This window comes from Mesorhizobium sp. dw_380 (assembly GCF_018588885.1).
Taxonomy (GTDB): Bacteria; Pseudomonadota; Alphaproteobacteria; order Rhizobiales; family Rhizobiaceae; genus Mesorhizobium.
Genome location: NZ_JAFFIW010000066.1, coordinates 1 through 14910 on the forward strand (window position 1 = coordinate 1; position 14910 = coordinate 14910).

Genomic DNA, 14910 nt, shown 5'->3' on the forward strand with positions numbered 1-14910 from the left:
GTGCCCGGCAGGGCGATGAGGGGCGGCGCTGACCTCGGGGATTGTCGATGAACCGCCACTGGCACAATTGACTACCGGGAATTCTCGTTCCATATTTTGAAAAATAGAAACTTTGTTCCGGGAGGAGGAATGGAGATCAGGCTCGAAGGCAAGGTGGTATTGGTCACCGGGTCGACGCAAGGCATCGGCCGCGCCATTGCCGAGACGCTGGCGCGCTCCGGTGCGGCGGGCCTGCTGGTCACCGGGCGCGACAAGGTGCGTGGCGATGCGGTCGCCGCGGAGCTTTCGCAACTCGGCACGCCGACCATCTTCATCGCCGCCGACCTAGCCGACCCGGAAACCCCTGCCCTTTTGGCACAGTCCTGCATCGAGCGCTTCGGCCGCATCGACGGTCTCGTCAACGCCGCCGGCCTGACCGACCGCGCCTCCTTCCTTGATGCCGACCTCGACGACTGGGCCTCGCTGTTCGCCGTCAATGCGCGTGCGCCCTTCTTCCTGATGCAGGCTGCCATCGCCGACATGAAGAAGCGCGGCCAGGGCGGCTCGATCGTCAACATCCTGTCGATCAACGCCCATTGCGGCACACCGGAGCTTGCCGTCTATTCCGCCACCAAGGGCGCGCTGGCGACGCTGACCAAGAACGCCGCCAACGCCCATCGCTTCGACCGTATCCGCGTCAACGGCATCAATGTCGGCTGGACCGACACGCCGGCCGAACGCATCATGCAGGCTGAGACATTGGGCCATGGCCCGGGCTGGCTCGACGCCGCCAACGCCGCGCAGCCCTTCGGCCGGCTGCTGACGCCAAACGATGTTGCCAACCTTGCCGTCTTCCTGCTGTCCGACGCGGCCGGCCCGATGACCGGCGCCGTGATCGACCAGGAGCAGTCCGTGATCGGGGCGAACCGGTGAACGCACCCGAGACACTTGGGCCGGCGCTGCTCGATCGTCTGCCTGCCTCGGTCCAGACACCTGCCTATGACCGCGCCACGCTCGCGCCCGGCATGGCGCATCTCGGCGTCGGCGCCTTTCACCGCTGCCATCAGGCCGAATACACCGACGACCTCTTGTCGCTAAAATTCGACCGCTGGGGCGTGATCGGCATCAACATCCGCCCGCCCAGCCTTGCCGACACGCTCGGCCGGCAAGGCGGCCTCTACACAAGGCTGATCCGCGAGAACAGCCACATCGAGCCGCGCATCATCGGCAGCATCGTCAAAGTGGTCGACAGCCAGGCCAGCGCCGCGCCGGCGCTCAAGGTGCTGTCCTCGCCCGACATCGACCTGGTGACGATGACGGTGACGGAAAAAGGCTATTGCCACATTCCCTCGTGCGGCGAGCTCGATCTTGACCATCCCGACATCGTCCACGATCTCGCCAACCCTGAGACACCGCGCAGCCTGCCCGGCATCTTGGCGCGGGCGCTGGAGCTGCGCCGGGCCGCGCATGGCCGACCGCTGACGCTGCTCTCCTGCGACAACATTCCGACCAACGGCGTTATCCTGGAGAACGTCGTGCGGAGCTTTGCCGAGCGGCGCGGCGACGGTCTGGCCGACTGGATCTCGGCCAACACCGCCTTCCCTTCGGCCATGGTCGACCGCATTGCGCCGGCGGTGACGCGGGACGATCTCGACAGCGTCGAGCAATGGTTCGGCTACCGCGACGGCGCCGTTGCCGTCGGGGAACCGTTCCGGCAGTGGGTGATCGAACAAAAGTTCGCCGGCCGCGTGCCGCGCTGGGATCTGGTCGGCGCCAGTTTCGTCGACGATGTCACGCCGTTCGAGCATATCAAGATGCGGGTGCTGAACGGCGCGCAGACGACGCTCGCCACGCTCGGCGTGCTGGCCGGACTGGAACACACATCAGATGCCATCGCCGACCCGCTGCTGTCTGTCTTCGTCAGGCGCATGCTGGTCGAGGAAACACTGCCGACGCTGATACCGGTGCCAGGCATGGAGCCGCATGCCTATGTCGAGCAGAGCCTCGGTCGGCTGAAGAACACCGCGATCCGCCATCGCAACCACCAGATCGCCACCGATGGCTCGCAGAAGATCGTCCAGCGCCTGCTCAACCCGATTCGCGACCGCTTGGGCCAGGGCGCCGGCATCGGCCTGCTGTCGGTTCCGGTCGCCGGCTGGATGGCCTATCTGATCCAGGCCTCGGCACGCTTCGGCAGACGCTGGCCGGTGTCGGATCCCTATGCCGGCAAGGTCGCGGCAATCGCCGACGCGACCGGGCGCGATGCACAGGCGCTGGCATCAGGCATTCTGGCCATCGACACGATTTTCGACCCCGGCCTTGCCGCGAACGCGACGTTCCGCGCGGCCGTGACTTCGGCGCTGGACGAGCTGCTTTCGGACGATCCGATGGCGGCCGTTCGGCACAGTCTTGAACAAGATGAGGTCGCGAGGTTGAAGCGATCCAAGCAATCGGCATTATAAGATCGGTCGTGAAGACACGACCAAAGCAATTCCAGGAAAAGTGTGAAGCGGGTTTCCCACAGGAATTGCGTCAAACAAAGGTTAGAGCGGTTCAGCGTTTCCTTGGAAACGATGAACCGATCTAGGGAGGCACTATGAAACTTGGACTGCTCACCGCACCGTTTGCGGAGACGCCGCTCGGCGAGGTCGCCGGCTGGGCAAGCGCGGTCGGCTTCGAGGCGCTGGAAATCGCCTGCTGGCCGAAAACGTCTGGCGCGACCCGGCGCTATGCCGGCACCAGCCATATCGACGCTGCTTCAACCACCCGCGCGCAGGCCAAGGAAATCGTCACTTCGTTGGCGGAAAAGAACCTCACTGTCTCCGGCCTCGGCTACTATCCCAACCCGCTGCATCCCGATGCCGCGCATCGCGAGGCGGTCATCGGCCATCTGAAGAAGGTGATCGTGCTGGCCGCCAATATGGGCGTGCCCGTGGTCAACACCTTCTGCGGCGGCGATGCCTCGAAAACCGTCGACGTCAACTGGCAGGACGCGCTGAAAGTCTGGCCCGAAATCGTCGTTTTTGCACGCGGCCACGGCGTCAAGCTTGCCTTCGAGAACTGCCCGATGATCTTCAGCTATGACGAGTGGCCGGGCGGGCACAACATCGCCTATTCGCCTGTTGTCTGGCGCCGCATCCTGGAAGCCTGGGGCGGTGATATCGGCATGAATTTCGACCCCTCGCACCTGGTCTGGCAGATGATCGACCAGGCCCGCTTCATCAGGGAATTCGGCCCCTACATGCTGCATGTCCACGCCAAGGACCTGATGATTGATCATGATGGTTTGTACGAGCGCGGAATTCTCTCGGCTGGAATAGGCTGGCAGGTGCCGCGCATGCCGGGGCTGGGCGATGTCGACTGGAACGGCTTCTTCTCCGGCCTCTACCGCGCCGGCTATGACGGATCCGTCATCATCGAACATGAGGACAGGCGATTTGAAGGCGGCGACGATCAGGTGAAGCGGGGCTTTCTGCTCGCCCGCGACGTGCTGCGCCCCTTCGTCAAATGAATTGGAGCGTGCCGCTGAATCATTTTGTCAGCGGCGCGCCTACAACGGGTTGAACTGGAACTGAAAAACAATGTGGAGGAAGTCTGAAATGAAAAAAATCCTGACCATGGTCCCGCTTATGGCGGGTGCTGCCTTGCTGGCCTCGGTGGGCGTCTCGGCGGCCGCGGGCAAATACACGATCGGCATTTCCAACACCGTGCAGGGCAATGGCTGGCGCGAGGAGATGGTGTGCGCGATGAAGGCGCAGGCGCTGGCGTCCGGCGAGGTTGCCAAGCTCAACATCGCCCACCGCAACACCGATGCCGCCGGCCAGCTTGAGGACATCCGCAACCTGATCAGCGCCAAGGTCGACGCCATCGTCGTCAACCCCGCCGATCCGGCCGGCATCAAGGCGGGCCTGGAAGAAGCCACCAAGGCCGGCATCGTCGTCGTCGCCGTCGACCAGGCGGTCACTGAGCCGTCGGCCTACATCATCTCCAACAACCAGGAGGAATATGCCTATCTCGGCGCCAAGTGGCTGTTCGGCCAGATGGGCGGCAAGGGCGAGGTGTTTTATATGCGCGGCGCGGCCGGTGCTTCCGCCGACTCCGACCGCGACAAGGGCTTCAAGAAAGCGCTGGCCGAATTCCCCGACGTGAAAGTCGCGCAGGAGGTCTTCACCGGCTGGCAGCAGGACCAGGCCAAGCAGCAGATGCTGTCGTTCCTGGCCACCGGTACGCCGATCAACGGCGTGTGGACCTCGGGCATCGACAACGTCATCGTCGACGCGCTGGTCGAATCGCAGGCGCCGCTGGTGCCGGTGGTCGGCGCCGACAATGCCGGCTTTGTCGGCCAGCTGAGCTCGGTCAAGGGCCTCGTCGGCGCCGCCGTCACCAACCCCGGCTCGATCGGCGGTGCCGGCGTCACGCTGGCGCTGCAGATCCTCGACGGCAAGAAGCCGGCGCAGCAGACCGTGCTGGTCCAGCCGCAGCTCTGGGACAACGCCACCGACGAAGGCAAGGCCAAGCTGAAAGCCGCCGCCGACCCGTCGCTCAGCCCCGAATGGCCGGTCTCGATCTCGATCCCGGACTGGACGACCTACACCAAGGACCAGATCGTGGCCTGCAAGGGGCCGGGGGAGTAATCTGGGCTTTCGCTACTGTCCATCTGTTGGCGCTGCCCCTCACTGTCCTGCCGGACATCTCTCCCCGTGAACGGGGAGAGAGAAGCTGGCCGCAACGCCGGCGATTGGCGCCCCTCTCCCCGTCTCTATACGGGGAGAGGATGCCGGCAGGCAGGTGAGGGGCGGCGCCGACGGAACGATTTAGATCACACAAGCCGAGACCCAAGCCACTTGACCACCCACCCTCTCCTCGACGCCTCCGGCGTCGCCAAGAATTACGGCGCGGTTGCAGCGCTTCGCAACGCCTCGCTCTCCGTATTGCCGGGCGAGGTGCATGCGCTGATGGGCGCCAATGGCGCGGGCAAATCGACGCTGGTGAAGATCCTGACCGGCGCCATATCGGCCAATGCCGGCCGCATCCTGGTCCGGGGCGAGGCCCGCGACATCCGATCGCCCGCCGCTGCCCGCCGCGCCGGGCTTCTGCCCGTCTACCAGGAACCGTCGCTGATCCCGGATCTCGACGTTCTGTCCAACCTGCGGCTCACCGGCACACCGGTCGAGCCGTTCCGCGCCTGGGTGCGCGAACTCGGCATACCGGACCTCGACATCCGCGACACCGCGCGCGACATCCCGCTGGCGGTGCTGCGCGTGCTTGACCTGGCACGCGCGCTGGCCGTCGAGCCCGACGTGCTGCTGCTCGACGAGATGACCGCCGCACTGCCCGCCAACCTCGCTGAAAAGGTGCTGGAAGTGGTGCGCCGCCAAGGCGATAGCGGTCGCGCGGTGATTTTCATCTCGCACCGTTTCGTCGAAATCTCGGCGCTCTGCGACCGCGCCACCGTGCTGCGCGACGGCGAGACCGTCGGCGTCGTCGACATCGTGCCGGGCGTCGAGGAAAAGATCGTCGAGCTGATGCTCGGCACCCGTATCGTGAAAACCCATGTCGCCGCCCGCAGCGCCAGCGAAAAAGCCGCGCCGGCCCCTGCCCGGCCTAGGCTCGCCGTGCGCAATCTGCGCGTCGGCACCAAGCTCAACGACGTCTCCTTCGATCTCAGGGATGGCGAGGTCGCCGGCGTCGTCGCGCTCGAAGGCCAGGGCCAGGACGAGCTGTTTTCCGCCCTTGCCGGTTCGATCCGGCCCTCGGGCGGCACGATCGAGGTCGACGGCCAGCCGGCAAAGTTCTCGCATCCGATCGACGCCATCCGGTCGGGGATCGCCTATGTGCCGGGCGACCGCGCCGAGGCGCTCGCCATGCAGCGCTCGGTGCGCGAGAACATCGCGCTCCCCTTCAGCGCGGCGCTCGGCAACTGGGGCCCTATTCCCATGCGCCGCGAGCGCGCAAAGGTGCTCAACGCCATCAAGCGGCTGCAGATCGACACGCGTGCGCAGGGCGAGGTGCAGCGCCTGTCCGGCGGCAACCAGCAGAAGGTGACCATCGCCCGCTGGATCGCGGCCGACGCCCGCACCATCCTGTGCTTCGACCCGACGCGCGGCATCGATGTCGGCACCAAGCAGGAGATCTATCATCTGCTGCGCGAGCTCGCCGGCAACGGCAAGTCGGTGCTGTTCTACACCTCCGAACTGGAAGAGGTGCAGCGCGTCTGCGATCGCGTCATCGTCATTTTCGGCGGCCGCCTGGTCGATATCTTGCCCGTAGAGGAGGCCGACGAGCCGGCGCTGATGCGTGCCGCCTACGGCCTGCCGCGCGGCGTCAAGGCCGATATCGGCGTATTGGCCGATCCCCAGTCCCCGTCTTCGGGGACGATACCATGAGTCATTTCCCGCGCCGGCAGGGCTGGGTCATCGGCCTGTTTGCTCTTCTCATCGTGCTGTTCATCGCCACCAAGCTGATCCAGCCCGGTTATGGCAGTGGCGATTTCGGCTCGCTGGCGCGGGCCGTGCTGCCCTACGCCTTCGCCGTCGCCGCGCAGACCGTGGTGGTCATCGCCGGCGGCATCGATCTCTCGGTCGCCGCCATGATGGCGCTGACCAGCGTCACCGCCGCCTCGATGATGGCGGGCGCCTCGGAGGAATACGCGCTGTTCGTCGTCCCCTTCGTGCTGGCCATGGGTTTCGTGCTCGGCGCGCTCAACGGCCTGCTCATCGTCGTCACCCGCGTGCCCGATATCGTCGTCACGCTGGCCATGCTGTTCGTGCTGCAGGGTGCCGCCCTGCTGGTGCTCGGCGCGCCGGGCGGTGCGGCCGCCGAATGGCTGAAGGCGCTGATCTCGGGCACCGTGCCGATCCCCGGCCTGCCCGACGGCGTCGATGCCTGGCTGCCCAAGGCTCTGCTGGTGCTCATCGTCTGCCTCTCGATCATCTGGATACCGCTACGGCGCTCGCGCCTTGGCCTCTCCATCTATGCCATCGGCTCGAGCGAACTGGCGGCGTTCCGCAGCGGTGTGCCCGTCAAGCGCACCCGCATCGTCGCCTATGCGCTGTCGGGCCTGTTCGCCGCCTTTGGCGGGCTGGCGCTGACCATGAGCACCGGCATCGGCGCCCCCATCCCCGGCCCCTATCTCCTGGCCAGCGTCGCGGCCGTGGTGCTGGGCGGCGTTGCGCTCGGCGGCGGCAAGGGCGGCCTGCTCGGCCCCATCGTCGCCGTCTTCGTGCTGCGCCTGGTGCGCACCGATCTCACCCTGCTCGCCATCGACCCCAACGTCACCGCCATCATCGAAGGCGCGATCATGGTCGCCGTGGTGATGTTCGGCGCGTTTATTACGATGCGAGGGCGGCAATGATGCGGGGGCATGAAATGGGGCGTAGCGCTCTACGAGGCCCCTCTCTGTCCTGCCGGACATCTCCCCCTCAAGGGGGGAGATTGGCAGCTTTGGCGCCTTGCTCATTCTTGCAACGCCGACAATTCGCGAAAGCCGTCGCACCATCCGATCTCCCCCCTAGAGGGGGAGATGGCCGGCAGGCCAGAGGGGGGCGCCGTAGAGCGACACCCTCCCAGAACGCCGCAACATCCCAATCGCGAGCCGTCCCATGAGTACATCAGCGATAACCCCCGTCCCCTTCGGCCGCCGCGTCAAACGCATCATGGCCGACCGGCCGCTGATCCCGCTGACCATCCTGCTCGTCATCCTGGTGGTGATCCTGCAGATCCTGCGCCCCGGCATCGTCAACGAGCGCTGGATCGCCAACACCATCAAGTTCGCCATCCCGCTGGCGATCCTCGCCGGCTGCCAGACCATGACCATGCTGACCGGCGGCATCGACCTTTCGGTCGGCACGGTGGCGACGATGAGCGCCTTCATCATGGCGACGCAAATCGTCAGCCAGGACCCGGCGGTGGCTTTCCTCCTGGCGATGATGCCGGCGGTGCTGATCGGCCTCGTCAACGGCATCGGCGTCGGCGTCTTCCGCGTCCACCCGCTGATCATGACGCTGGGCACCAGCCTGATCGGCACCGGCTGCCTGCAGGTCTACCAGCGCACGGTGATCGCGTCGGGCGCCAAAATCCCCGATTTCCTCGCCTGGCTCGGCACCGGCGTCACCTCTGGCTTCCCCAACGCGCTGCTGCTGTTCGTGCCGCTGGCCGCCCTCATCGTCTTTACGCTCGCCCGCACCGGCTTCGGCCGCCTGCTCTACGCCGTCGGCGACAATGAGCGCGCGACGCGCCTGTCGGGCGTACAATATTGGCAGGTCATCACGGCGCTCTACATCACATCAAGCGTGCTCGCCGGCATCACCGGCCTGCTCTATATCGGCCTGATCAAGGCCCCATCGTTGTCGCTCGCCGAACCCCTCGTCCTGCCCTCGGTCGCCGCCGCTGTGATCGGCGGCACCTCGATCTTCGGCGGCCGCGGCGGCTACACCGGCACCATCATCGGCGCGCTCATCCTGACCGTGCTGACGACGCTCTTGACGATCCTGCAGATGCCGGAGGGAGCGAGACGGATCCTGTTCGGGCTGATCGTGCTGTTCGTGACGGCGGCTTATTTGCGGATTGTGGAGGACAGGTAGGGCAACCGGGACAGCCGAAGTCCATCATTCCGGTTGAGGGGAGAGGCCTGCCAGCAGGGGCGCGTAGTCAGTAAGACGTCGCGAAAGAAAATCCGTTAGAAGCCGGACGCGCTTCGTCTTCCGCGTCTCTCCCCGAGTTGGTAGCCACGGCGTCCCGTGCATGTGAAGCCTGCTGCCCGGCACCCGCACCAGCGACATCTCGGCATTGCCCACGAAGGTAGGGCAGTGGTGCAATTTCGCACCACCCTAATGCGGATCTTCCGACTGCATGGCGCGCTTCAGCACGCCTACCTCTTGGCCTGAGGCAGCGGCGATGCGCCCGCCCGCGAAGGAGAAGCGCGATGAGCTATTCGATCATAGGATTTGGGGCTGTTGGCCAGGCATTGGCCCGCATGTTCGCCCGCCAGGAAATGGCCGTGTCCGTGGCGAGCACCCGGGCGCCTAAGGCTTTCGCGGCGGTCGCCTCGCTCGTCGAGCAGCTCGGCTATGCGCCCGTAAGCCTCGGCCGGATCGCCGAAGGTGGCCAGCTCGTGCAGGCGCGGGACAAGAGCTGGGCGCCGCTGATCTTCCAGGATCTGTTCAAGAAGAGGAAGTGAGCGCTGTACGATCGTGTCATCTGGCCGGAGCGCTACGATCCGAAGACCTCGGCCATCTACGCGCTCAACGACATCGACGTGAAGGCGCCGCCTGAGGTGGTGTGGAAGCTCCTCATCGATGCCGAGAACTGGTCGCGCTACTTTCCGCCCGAAGACCAGGTCAAGATCCTGAGCGGAGAGCCGCAGCTGGCGCTCGGCACGCGGTACAGCCGAGTGACGGTCGGGTTCCCGATGAGCCTTGTCGTCACCGAGCATGAGCCCCTGCGCCGGCTCGCCTGGGCGACGACGGTCGATGGTGATGAGACCGGCTCGAGCGCCTATCACGGCTGGGTCATCACGCCGATGGACGATGGCTGCCACGTCCTGACCGAGGAGACGCAGCAGGGCCCTTGGTTCCTCGAGGAGCTTGGGCACAAGCGTCCCGGCGCACTCTACCGCTACCATCAGGAGTGGATCGAACGCCTGGCCCGCGCAGCCGAGGCGGAGGTTGCCGGGAAAGCGACCTGACCGTCTGGGCCGAGGCGGTGCACCACCCCAGCTCGACGTCTTTCGGCAGGAGCACGCCTGCGCGTTCTCGCGCGGCTAGAGCAATTCCAGGAAAAGTGTGAACGGTTTTCCGTCCGGAATTGCATAAAAACAAAGAGTTAGAGCGGTTTGGCGTTTCCGTGAAAGGGTGAACCGCTCTAGCGAAGCGATATCAACTGACCTCCAGGCCATCTGCCTGGTCGTCCTGTAAAATCGGAGATCAAGGGCATGAACATCGAACTCAAGGGCCGCAAGGCCATCGTCACGGGATCGACCGCCGGCATCGGCCGAGCGATCGCCGAAGGGCTCGCGCGTGCCGGCGCAGCGGTCGTCGTCAACGGACGCACGCAAGAGCGGGTCGCCACGACGCTCCGGGAGCTGCGCGCGCTGCTGCCCGACGCCGACCTGACCGGCATCGCCGCCGATCTCGCGACGGCCGAGGGCTCGGCGGCGCTGGCGGCGCAGGCGCCGGACGCCGATATCCTCGTCAACAATGTTGGCACCGCGCGCCCCAATGGCTTCTTCGAGCAGGACGATGCCGCATGGCTCGACCTCTTCCAGCTCAACGTGATGAGCGGCGTGCGCGCCGCGCGCCACTATATGCCGGGCATGGTCGAACGCAGGTGGGGACGCGTCGTCTTCATCAGCAGCGAGTCCGCGCTCGCCATTCCCAAGGAGATGATCGACTACGGCATGACCAAGACAGCGCTGCTGGCCGTGTCGCGCGGGCTGGCCGAACTTGTCGGTGGCACCGGCGTCACGGTCAACGCGGTCGTGCCGGGGCCGACTGACTCCGAGATTCTCGGCGGTTGGATGAAGGCCACCGCGAAGGAGCAGGGCATCACGCAGGCGGACGCCGAGCACAATTTCCTGAAATCGCTGCGTCCGACCACGCTCATCAACCGGTTCGCGACAACCGAGGAGGTCGCGAACATGGTCGTCTACGCCTGCTCCGAGCAGGCCTCGGCGACCACCGGCGCCGCGCTGCGCGTCGACGGCGGTGTCCTCCGCTCGATCGGATGAGCCGCTTTGCACTTCCGCCGTCTTCCGTTTTCCACGTATATTAGAGATGTTTGAATAATATTCGCCGGGCGACACTGCATGTCCGGTCAATTGTTGCTGCCATGCGCTCACTTTCAACCGTTGATTAACAGCCTATGCTTCATAATCCTAACCAGGGCATGTGAAATTGAAGGTCTTGCGATGCAGATCACTTCCGACCTGACTGTCACGATCCAGAAGCTGACGTCGGCCAGGAGCGGCTTTGCCGGCACAACCCAGCCGATGTCGATAAAAGCAAGCATGGCGCTGCGTACCGAGGCTCCAGTCATTCGTCCGGGCGTGGCAGAGAACGACACCGAGTACGATCTGTTCGGCCGCTTCGGCCAGACTGCCAAGGCGGACGAGCCAGCGGCTTCGCCGGCCCGCGTGGCGCAGGGCACCACCACGACCGCCGAAGACCCGTATATGCGCGCCGGCAAGGCCAATTACGGCGAGCTCTATGCCGAATATACGCGCTTCATCAGTTCGATGGTCGAGGCGGATCGCCAGCACAAGGACTCCACCGTTGCGCGCTATTTCATCCCTGCCGGCGAGACGCAGGAAACGGTGATGGCAATGGAAGAGCATGACTATATGTGGGCCGTCCAGGACGAGATGGAGGCTGCCGCCGACCGCAGCCCGCAGGCGCAGGCCAACAAGGCGATCAGTAACCAAAGCCTGACCTATGGCGATTCCAGCAAGATGGTTTCAGATGCGCTGTTCAGCCTGCAGAAGGCATTGCCCGCCCTCAACGCCGCGCTGGCGCGTCTCGAGCCCGAGACCATCGAGAAGCGCTCGCAAAGCATCGGCGACGACCCAAAGCGCCAGCTGCTGGCACAGCAGCTGGCCAGGAATGACGCGCTTTCTGCCAAGAGCAATCTCCGCTATGTCAACGGCATCCTCAAGGGTATCGCGAGCGGCTTCAACACGGTGACCGGCGACATATTGGTCAGGAACGACCAGGGCCAGTACCAGCTTGGCGACTTCTCCATCTCCTTCAAGGACGCGGTGATGGTCACCTCCAAGGATACGTTCAAGCCCTTCGCGGGTTGAGCGCCCGGTTCCGCAAATCCGATCCGACGGCCGGCCACGCGGCGGCTACACCGGCACCGCGCTCCTGACCTTGCTGCTATTTCAAATGGCCGAGATCAGGCGCGGTCCCGACTTCCTGTTCCCGCAATCACGCTTGGGAGGTGCTTCGCGTTGCTTTGAACTGTTGAGCGCTTCCCGCGACGCGTCCGACGCAGAAGCGGGAAGTCTCCGTCTCATGCCTGATCCGTCCCGGACTTATGCCTTGGCGGCGTTCCGTGCAGCCTCGAATACATCGCGTGCGGATGTCGTGCCCGCGACGTGCTCCGTATCCTCGGCTCCGAGGTCCATCCATCCCGCGTTCACGGCCTCATACATTTCTTCGGCAGGTCCGGCGTGGCCCTTCGGGATGCCGAATTGCTCTAACGCTTCCGCCCACCCTGCACGCGGGATTGCAAAGGCTTTCACGTCGAGATTCAGGACTTTACCCAATTGCTCTGCGACTTCATCCGCAGTGACCATCGAACCAATCTCGACGACGCGCTGTCCTGACCAGATTGGCCCGGTCAAAAGGGTTGCGACCTCCGCGCCGATGTCGTTCGTCGCGACCATGGTCGATTTCCGGTTTGTCGGATTGTAGAAGACCGGTAGCGTTCCGCCCTGCGCGACCTGCAAGCCGAAAAGAAAGTTTTCGAAGAATCCACCTGCGCGCACAAATGCGACTGGCGATATCAAGTTGCGAAAACCTTGCTCCAGAAGCGACAAGGCCGTGATCACCCCGTGCCCGCTGGTTCTGTTCGCACCCATCGACGAAAGCGCAACCACGCGCGGCGGCGCTGCCTCGGTGAGCGCCTCGACATAGTTTGCAATCACGCCCTTTGCTTCTTTGTAATCGGGCGAGGGCGCCCAGACAGGGGGCAACATGACGAACGCGCCTTCGACGCCTTTGAGCGCTTGCTCGATGGCCGCCGAATCATTCCAATCGCCGTCTACCAGTTCCACGCCCTGGCTCGCCCAGCTTGACGCCTTCTCGCGATTGCGGACGAGCGCACGTACCTCCTTGCCGTGCGCCAACAGATGTTCGGCCGTGGCGCCGCCAACTTTTCCCGTGATTCCCATTACTAAGAACATGTATTTTCTCCTGATGTTTATGGACAGAACACTGCCCCGTCGGTTCAATGGATGATTGGCAGAAGGGCCCGGATACGGGGATCGCGCAGATAGAGGCCGCCCCATGTCAGCACGCCCAGAAGCAGCGAAATGATTTCCGGCGGCGATCCCAACTCACCGATGCGGACATGGGCGCAGATGGCGCCTCCCAGAAAGCCCGTCACCAGGATCGCGCCGAGGACGGAGGTGGCCGGAATGGCGTAAAGAATGGCGCAGACGAGTATGATCGGACCCACGATACGGGTCAGGTCCATCGCGAACCCGGTTTCCTGCAGCATGCCCGCGACCTGTGCCGGCACCAAAAGCTGAATAGTCCCGTCTGCCACGAGAGCGATAACGACAATCGCGCTCATGAGCCGGCCGGCCCACTGGCTGCGATGCAAGGTCATAGCTTCAGGCACCTGATGTAGATTCATAGTTTCAGACACTTGTCGTTCTCCGATTGGGTCACCCAATTTCGAAGTTACTGTGTCTCCTGGATGTGATAAACACCGACAAAGCGAACGCACTGTTCTATCTGGGATGAACAATACCGAGAGGCGAAAATGCAGAATCTCGAACCCCTCCTGATATTCATAACGGTCGCGGAAATGGGGAGCTTCACCCACGCAGCCGATAGCCTGGGCATTCAGAAGGGAAGAGCCTCAACGGCGGTCCGGAAGCTGGAGGAAGATGTCGGTGTCAGGCTCCTGCATCGTACGACGCGCAGCGTGCAGTTGACGGAGGACGGACGCGCGTTTCATGCCCGGGCCCGCGATCTGCTTGCTGAAGTCGATGACTTACACTCAATGTTCGCAGGCGACCGCGTGGCACTCCGCGGGCGTTTACGGGTCGATCTTCCGACCGAGGTGGCGCGCACTACGATCGTGCCGGCCTTACCTGATTTCATGGCGGCTCACCCCGAGCTAGAGCTGGAGGTGTCGAGTACGGATAGGCAAGTCGATCTGGTTCAAGAGGGGTTCGACTGTGTATTGCGGCTTGGATCCATAGGGGACGAGACGCTGATTGCCCGTCCGCTGGGCCTGTTGCGCATGGCCAACGCTGCCAGTCCCGCCTATCTGGCGCGCCATGGCGTCCCTCGATCGCTGGAAGATCTCCAGCGTCAGGAACATAGGACAATTCATTTTTCGACGACGCTGGGCGCGAAACCCCATGGATGGGAATATCCGGACGGCGACAGCTACGCGACGCTTCAGTTGCCAGGTGCGCTACACGTCAACAGCGCGCAGACCTACGAAGCCGCCGCCCTCGCCGGCCTTGGCCTGATCCAGGCGCCACTTTTGGGGATTGGCCGATACTTAGAGAGTGGAGCGCTTGTGGAGATCATACCCGATTTTCGTCGCCGGGCGCTCCCCGTGTCCCTCGTCGTAGCACATCGGAGCAATCTGTCGCGCCGAGTCCGCGCGTTCATGAAATGGATCGAAGATGTGCTGACGCCGTATCTGGAATAGCGAGACGAACATCTTCGTCCGGTCCTCGAAATCAACATTCTGATGTTATGTCTGCCCGGTCGTCGGCGGTCCAACAGAATGCGGCACTGATACGGCACCTTTGAAGTCCGACATGGGATATCCTCAAACTCTCCGCCCGCTGCCCCCCAATGCCGTGCCAATGCAACAGAACCATTCCGTATCAGGGTCGGAGATATCCGGTTGCTGCCACGTTATCCAGGACCGCCCATCGAACTCCGCAAGGCAGCAAACAGGCAATCGGAACGAACGGCCGCTTTCGGGACGGCTCGCTTTGCCCGGGAACGGCGAGGATTTAGGCGCAAAGCGGACATCGGATGGGCGTGGGGCGCAACGCGTCGGTCCGCAACTGACCTATTGAGTCCGAGCCTGCGGAACTTGAGCTTGCGTCTCTATGTTCCCCACCCCCCTACCACCCACACACACCAACACCCACCACCCACCACCACCACCCTCCCCTCCCCCCCCCCCCCCACACCCCTCGTACAGTCCGCCCCCACCCCCACCCCCCCCCCCCCG

General features: G+C 64.2%; 14 protein-coding genes and 1 pseudogene. 12 read left to right on the forward strand and 3 right to left on the reverse strand.

Going from position 1 to position 14910, the window contains the following annotated elements:
* Positions 1-129 precede the first annotated feature (129 nt).
* The 7 genes from JT360_RS31480 (at position 130) to JT360_RS31510 (ending at position 8561) form a co-directional block, all read left to right on the forward strand.
* On the forward strand, positions 130-912 hold the full coding sequence (locus tag JT360_RS31480) for an SDR family oxidoreductase (RefSeq protein ID WP_214477105.1): 783 nt from the start codon (positions 130-132) through the stop codon (positions 910-912).
* On the forward strand, positions 909-2441 hold the full coding sequence (locus tag JT360_RS31485; protein ID WP_214477107.1) for a mannitol dehydrogenase family protein: 1533 nt from the start codon (positions 909-911) through the stop codon (positions 2439-2441). Before JT360_RS31480 ends, JT360_RS31485 begins: the two co-directional genes overlap by 4 nt.
* 134 nt (positions 2442-2575) lie before the next feature.
* On the forward strand, positions 2576-3490 hold the full coding sequence (locus tag JT360_RS31490) for a sugar phosphate isomerase/epimerase family protein (RefSeq protein ID WP_214477109.1): 915 nt from the start codon (positions 2576-2578) through the stop codon (positions 3488-3490).
* 88 nt (positions 3491-3578) lie between these two features.
* The gene (locus JT360_RS31495) at positions 3579-4613 is read left to right on the forward strand and encodes an ABC transporter substrate-binding protein (protein ID WP_214477111.1); all 1035 of its coding nucleotides are present in this window, start codon (positions 3579-3581) and stop codon (positions 4611-4613) included.
* Between the two features lie 210 nt (positions 4614-4823).
* Positions 4824-6365: a sugar ABC transporter ATP-binding protein gene (locus tag JT360_RS31500; protein ID WP_214477113.1), complete on the forward strand. Its 1542-nt coding sequence runs from the start codon at positions 4824-4826 to the stop codon at positions 6363-6365.
* Positions 6362-7333: an ABC transporter permease gene (locus JT360_RS31505; protein ID WP_214477115.1), complete on the forward strand. Its 972-nt coding sequence runs from the start codon at positions 6362-6364 to the stop codon at positions 7331-7333. The genes JT360_RS31500 and JT360_RS31505 overlap by 4 nt, the downstream gene beginning before the upstream one ends.
* Positions 7334-7580: 247 nt before the next feature.
* Positions 7581-8561 (forward strand): ABC transporter permease, encoded by a 981-nt coding sequence (locus JT360_RS31510; RefSeq protein ID WP_214477117.1) that lies wholly within the window; start codon positions 7581-7583, stop codon positions 8559-8561.
* A gap of 24 nt (positions 8562-8585) precedes the next feature.
* Here JT360_RS31510 and JT360_RS33865 read toward each other — a convergent pair.
* A pseudogene (locus JT360_RS33865) lies at positions 8586-8783 on the reverse strand (LysR family transcriptional regulator); the annotation flags it as partial.
* Positions 8784-8902: 119 nt separating this feature from the next.
* Between JT360_RS33865 and JT360_RS31515 the strand changes: the two are divergent.
* The 4 genes from JT360_RS31515 to JT360_RS31530 all read left to right on the forward strand — a co-directional run bounded on the left by JT360_RS31515 (position 8903) and on the right by JT360_RS31530 (position 11776).
* Entirely contained in the window at positions 8903-9157 is a 255-nt protein-coding gene (locus JT360_RS31515; RefSeq protein WP_214477119.1) for an NAD(P)-binding domain-containing protein, read from the forward strand.
* Between the two features lie 78 nt (positions 9158-9235).
* Positions 9236-9664 carry an SRPBCC family protein gene (locus tag JT360_RS31520; protein WP_352128874.1) on the forward strand — a complete coding sequence of 143 codons (429 nt, stop codon included), beginning with the start codon at positions 9236-9238 and terminating at the stop codon, positions 9662-9664.
* 246 nt (positions 9665-9910) lie between these two features.
* Positions 9911-10705 carry an SDR family NAD(P)-dependent oxidoreductase gene (locus JT360_RS31525; RefSeq protein ID WP_214477121.1) on the forward strand — a complete coding sequence of 265 codons (795 nt, stop codon included), beginning with the start codon at positions 9911-9913 and terminating at the stop codon, positions 10703-10705.
* A 180-nt stretch (positions 10706-10885) separates the two neighbouring features.
* On the forward strand, positions 10886-11776 hold the full coding sequence (locus JT360_RS31530; protein ID WP_214477122.1) for a hypothetical protein: 891 nt from the start codon (positions 10886-10888) through the stop codon (positions 11774-11776).
* Between the two features lie 234 nt (positions 11777-12010).
* Here the strand turns inward: JT360_RS31530 and JT360_RS31535 are convergent, their stop codons facing one another.
* Both JT360_RS31535 and JT360_RS31540 read right to left on the reverse strand, forming a co-directional pair.
* Positions 12011-12883 carry an NmrA family NAD(P)-binding protein gene (locus JT360_RS31535; RefSeq protein WP_214477124.1) on the reverse strand — a complete coding sequence of 291 codons (873 nt, stop codon included), beginning with the start codon at positions 12881-12883 and terminating at the stop codon, positions 12011-12013.
* 44 nt (positions 12884-12927) lie between these two features.
* Complete coding sequence (locus JT360_RS31540) at positions 12928-13350, reverse strand: DoxX family protein (protein WP_214477129.1); 423 nt, start codon at positions 13348-13350, stop codon at positions 12928-12930.
* A 117-nt stretch (positions 13351-13467) separates the two neighbouring features.
* Between JT360_RS31540 and JT360_RS31545 the strand changes: the two genes are divergently transcribed.
* A complete protein-coding gene (locus JT360_RS31545) occupies positions 13468-14373 on the forward strand; it encodes a LysR family transcriptional regulator (RefSeq protein WP_214477126.1) in 906 nt (301 codons plus the stop codon).
* Positions 14374-14910 lie beyond the last annotated feature (537 nt).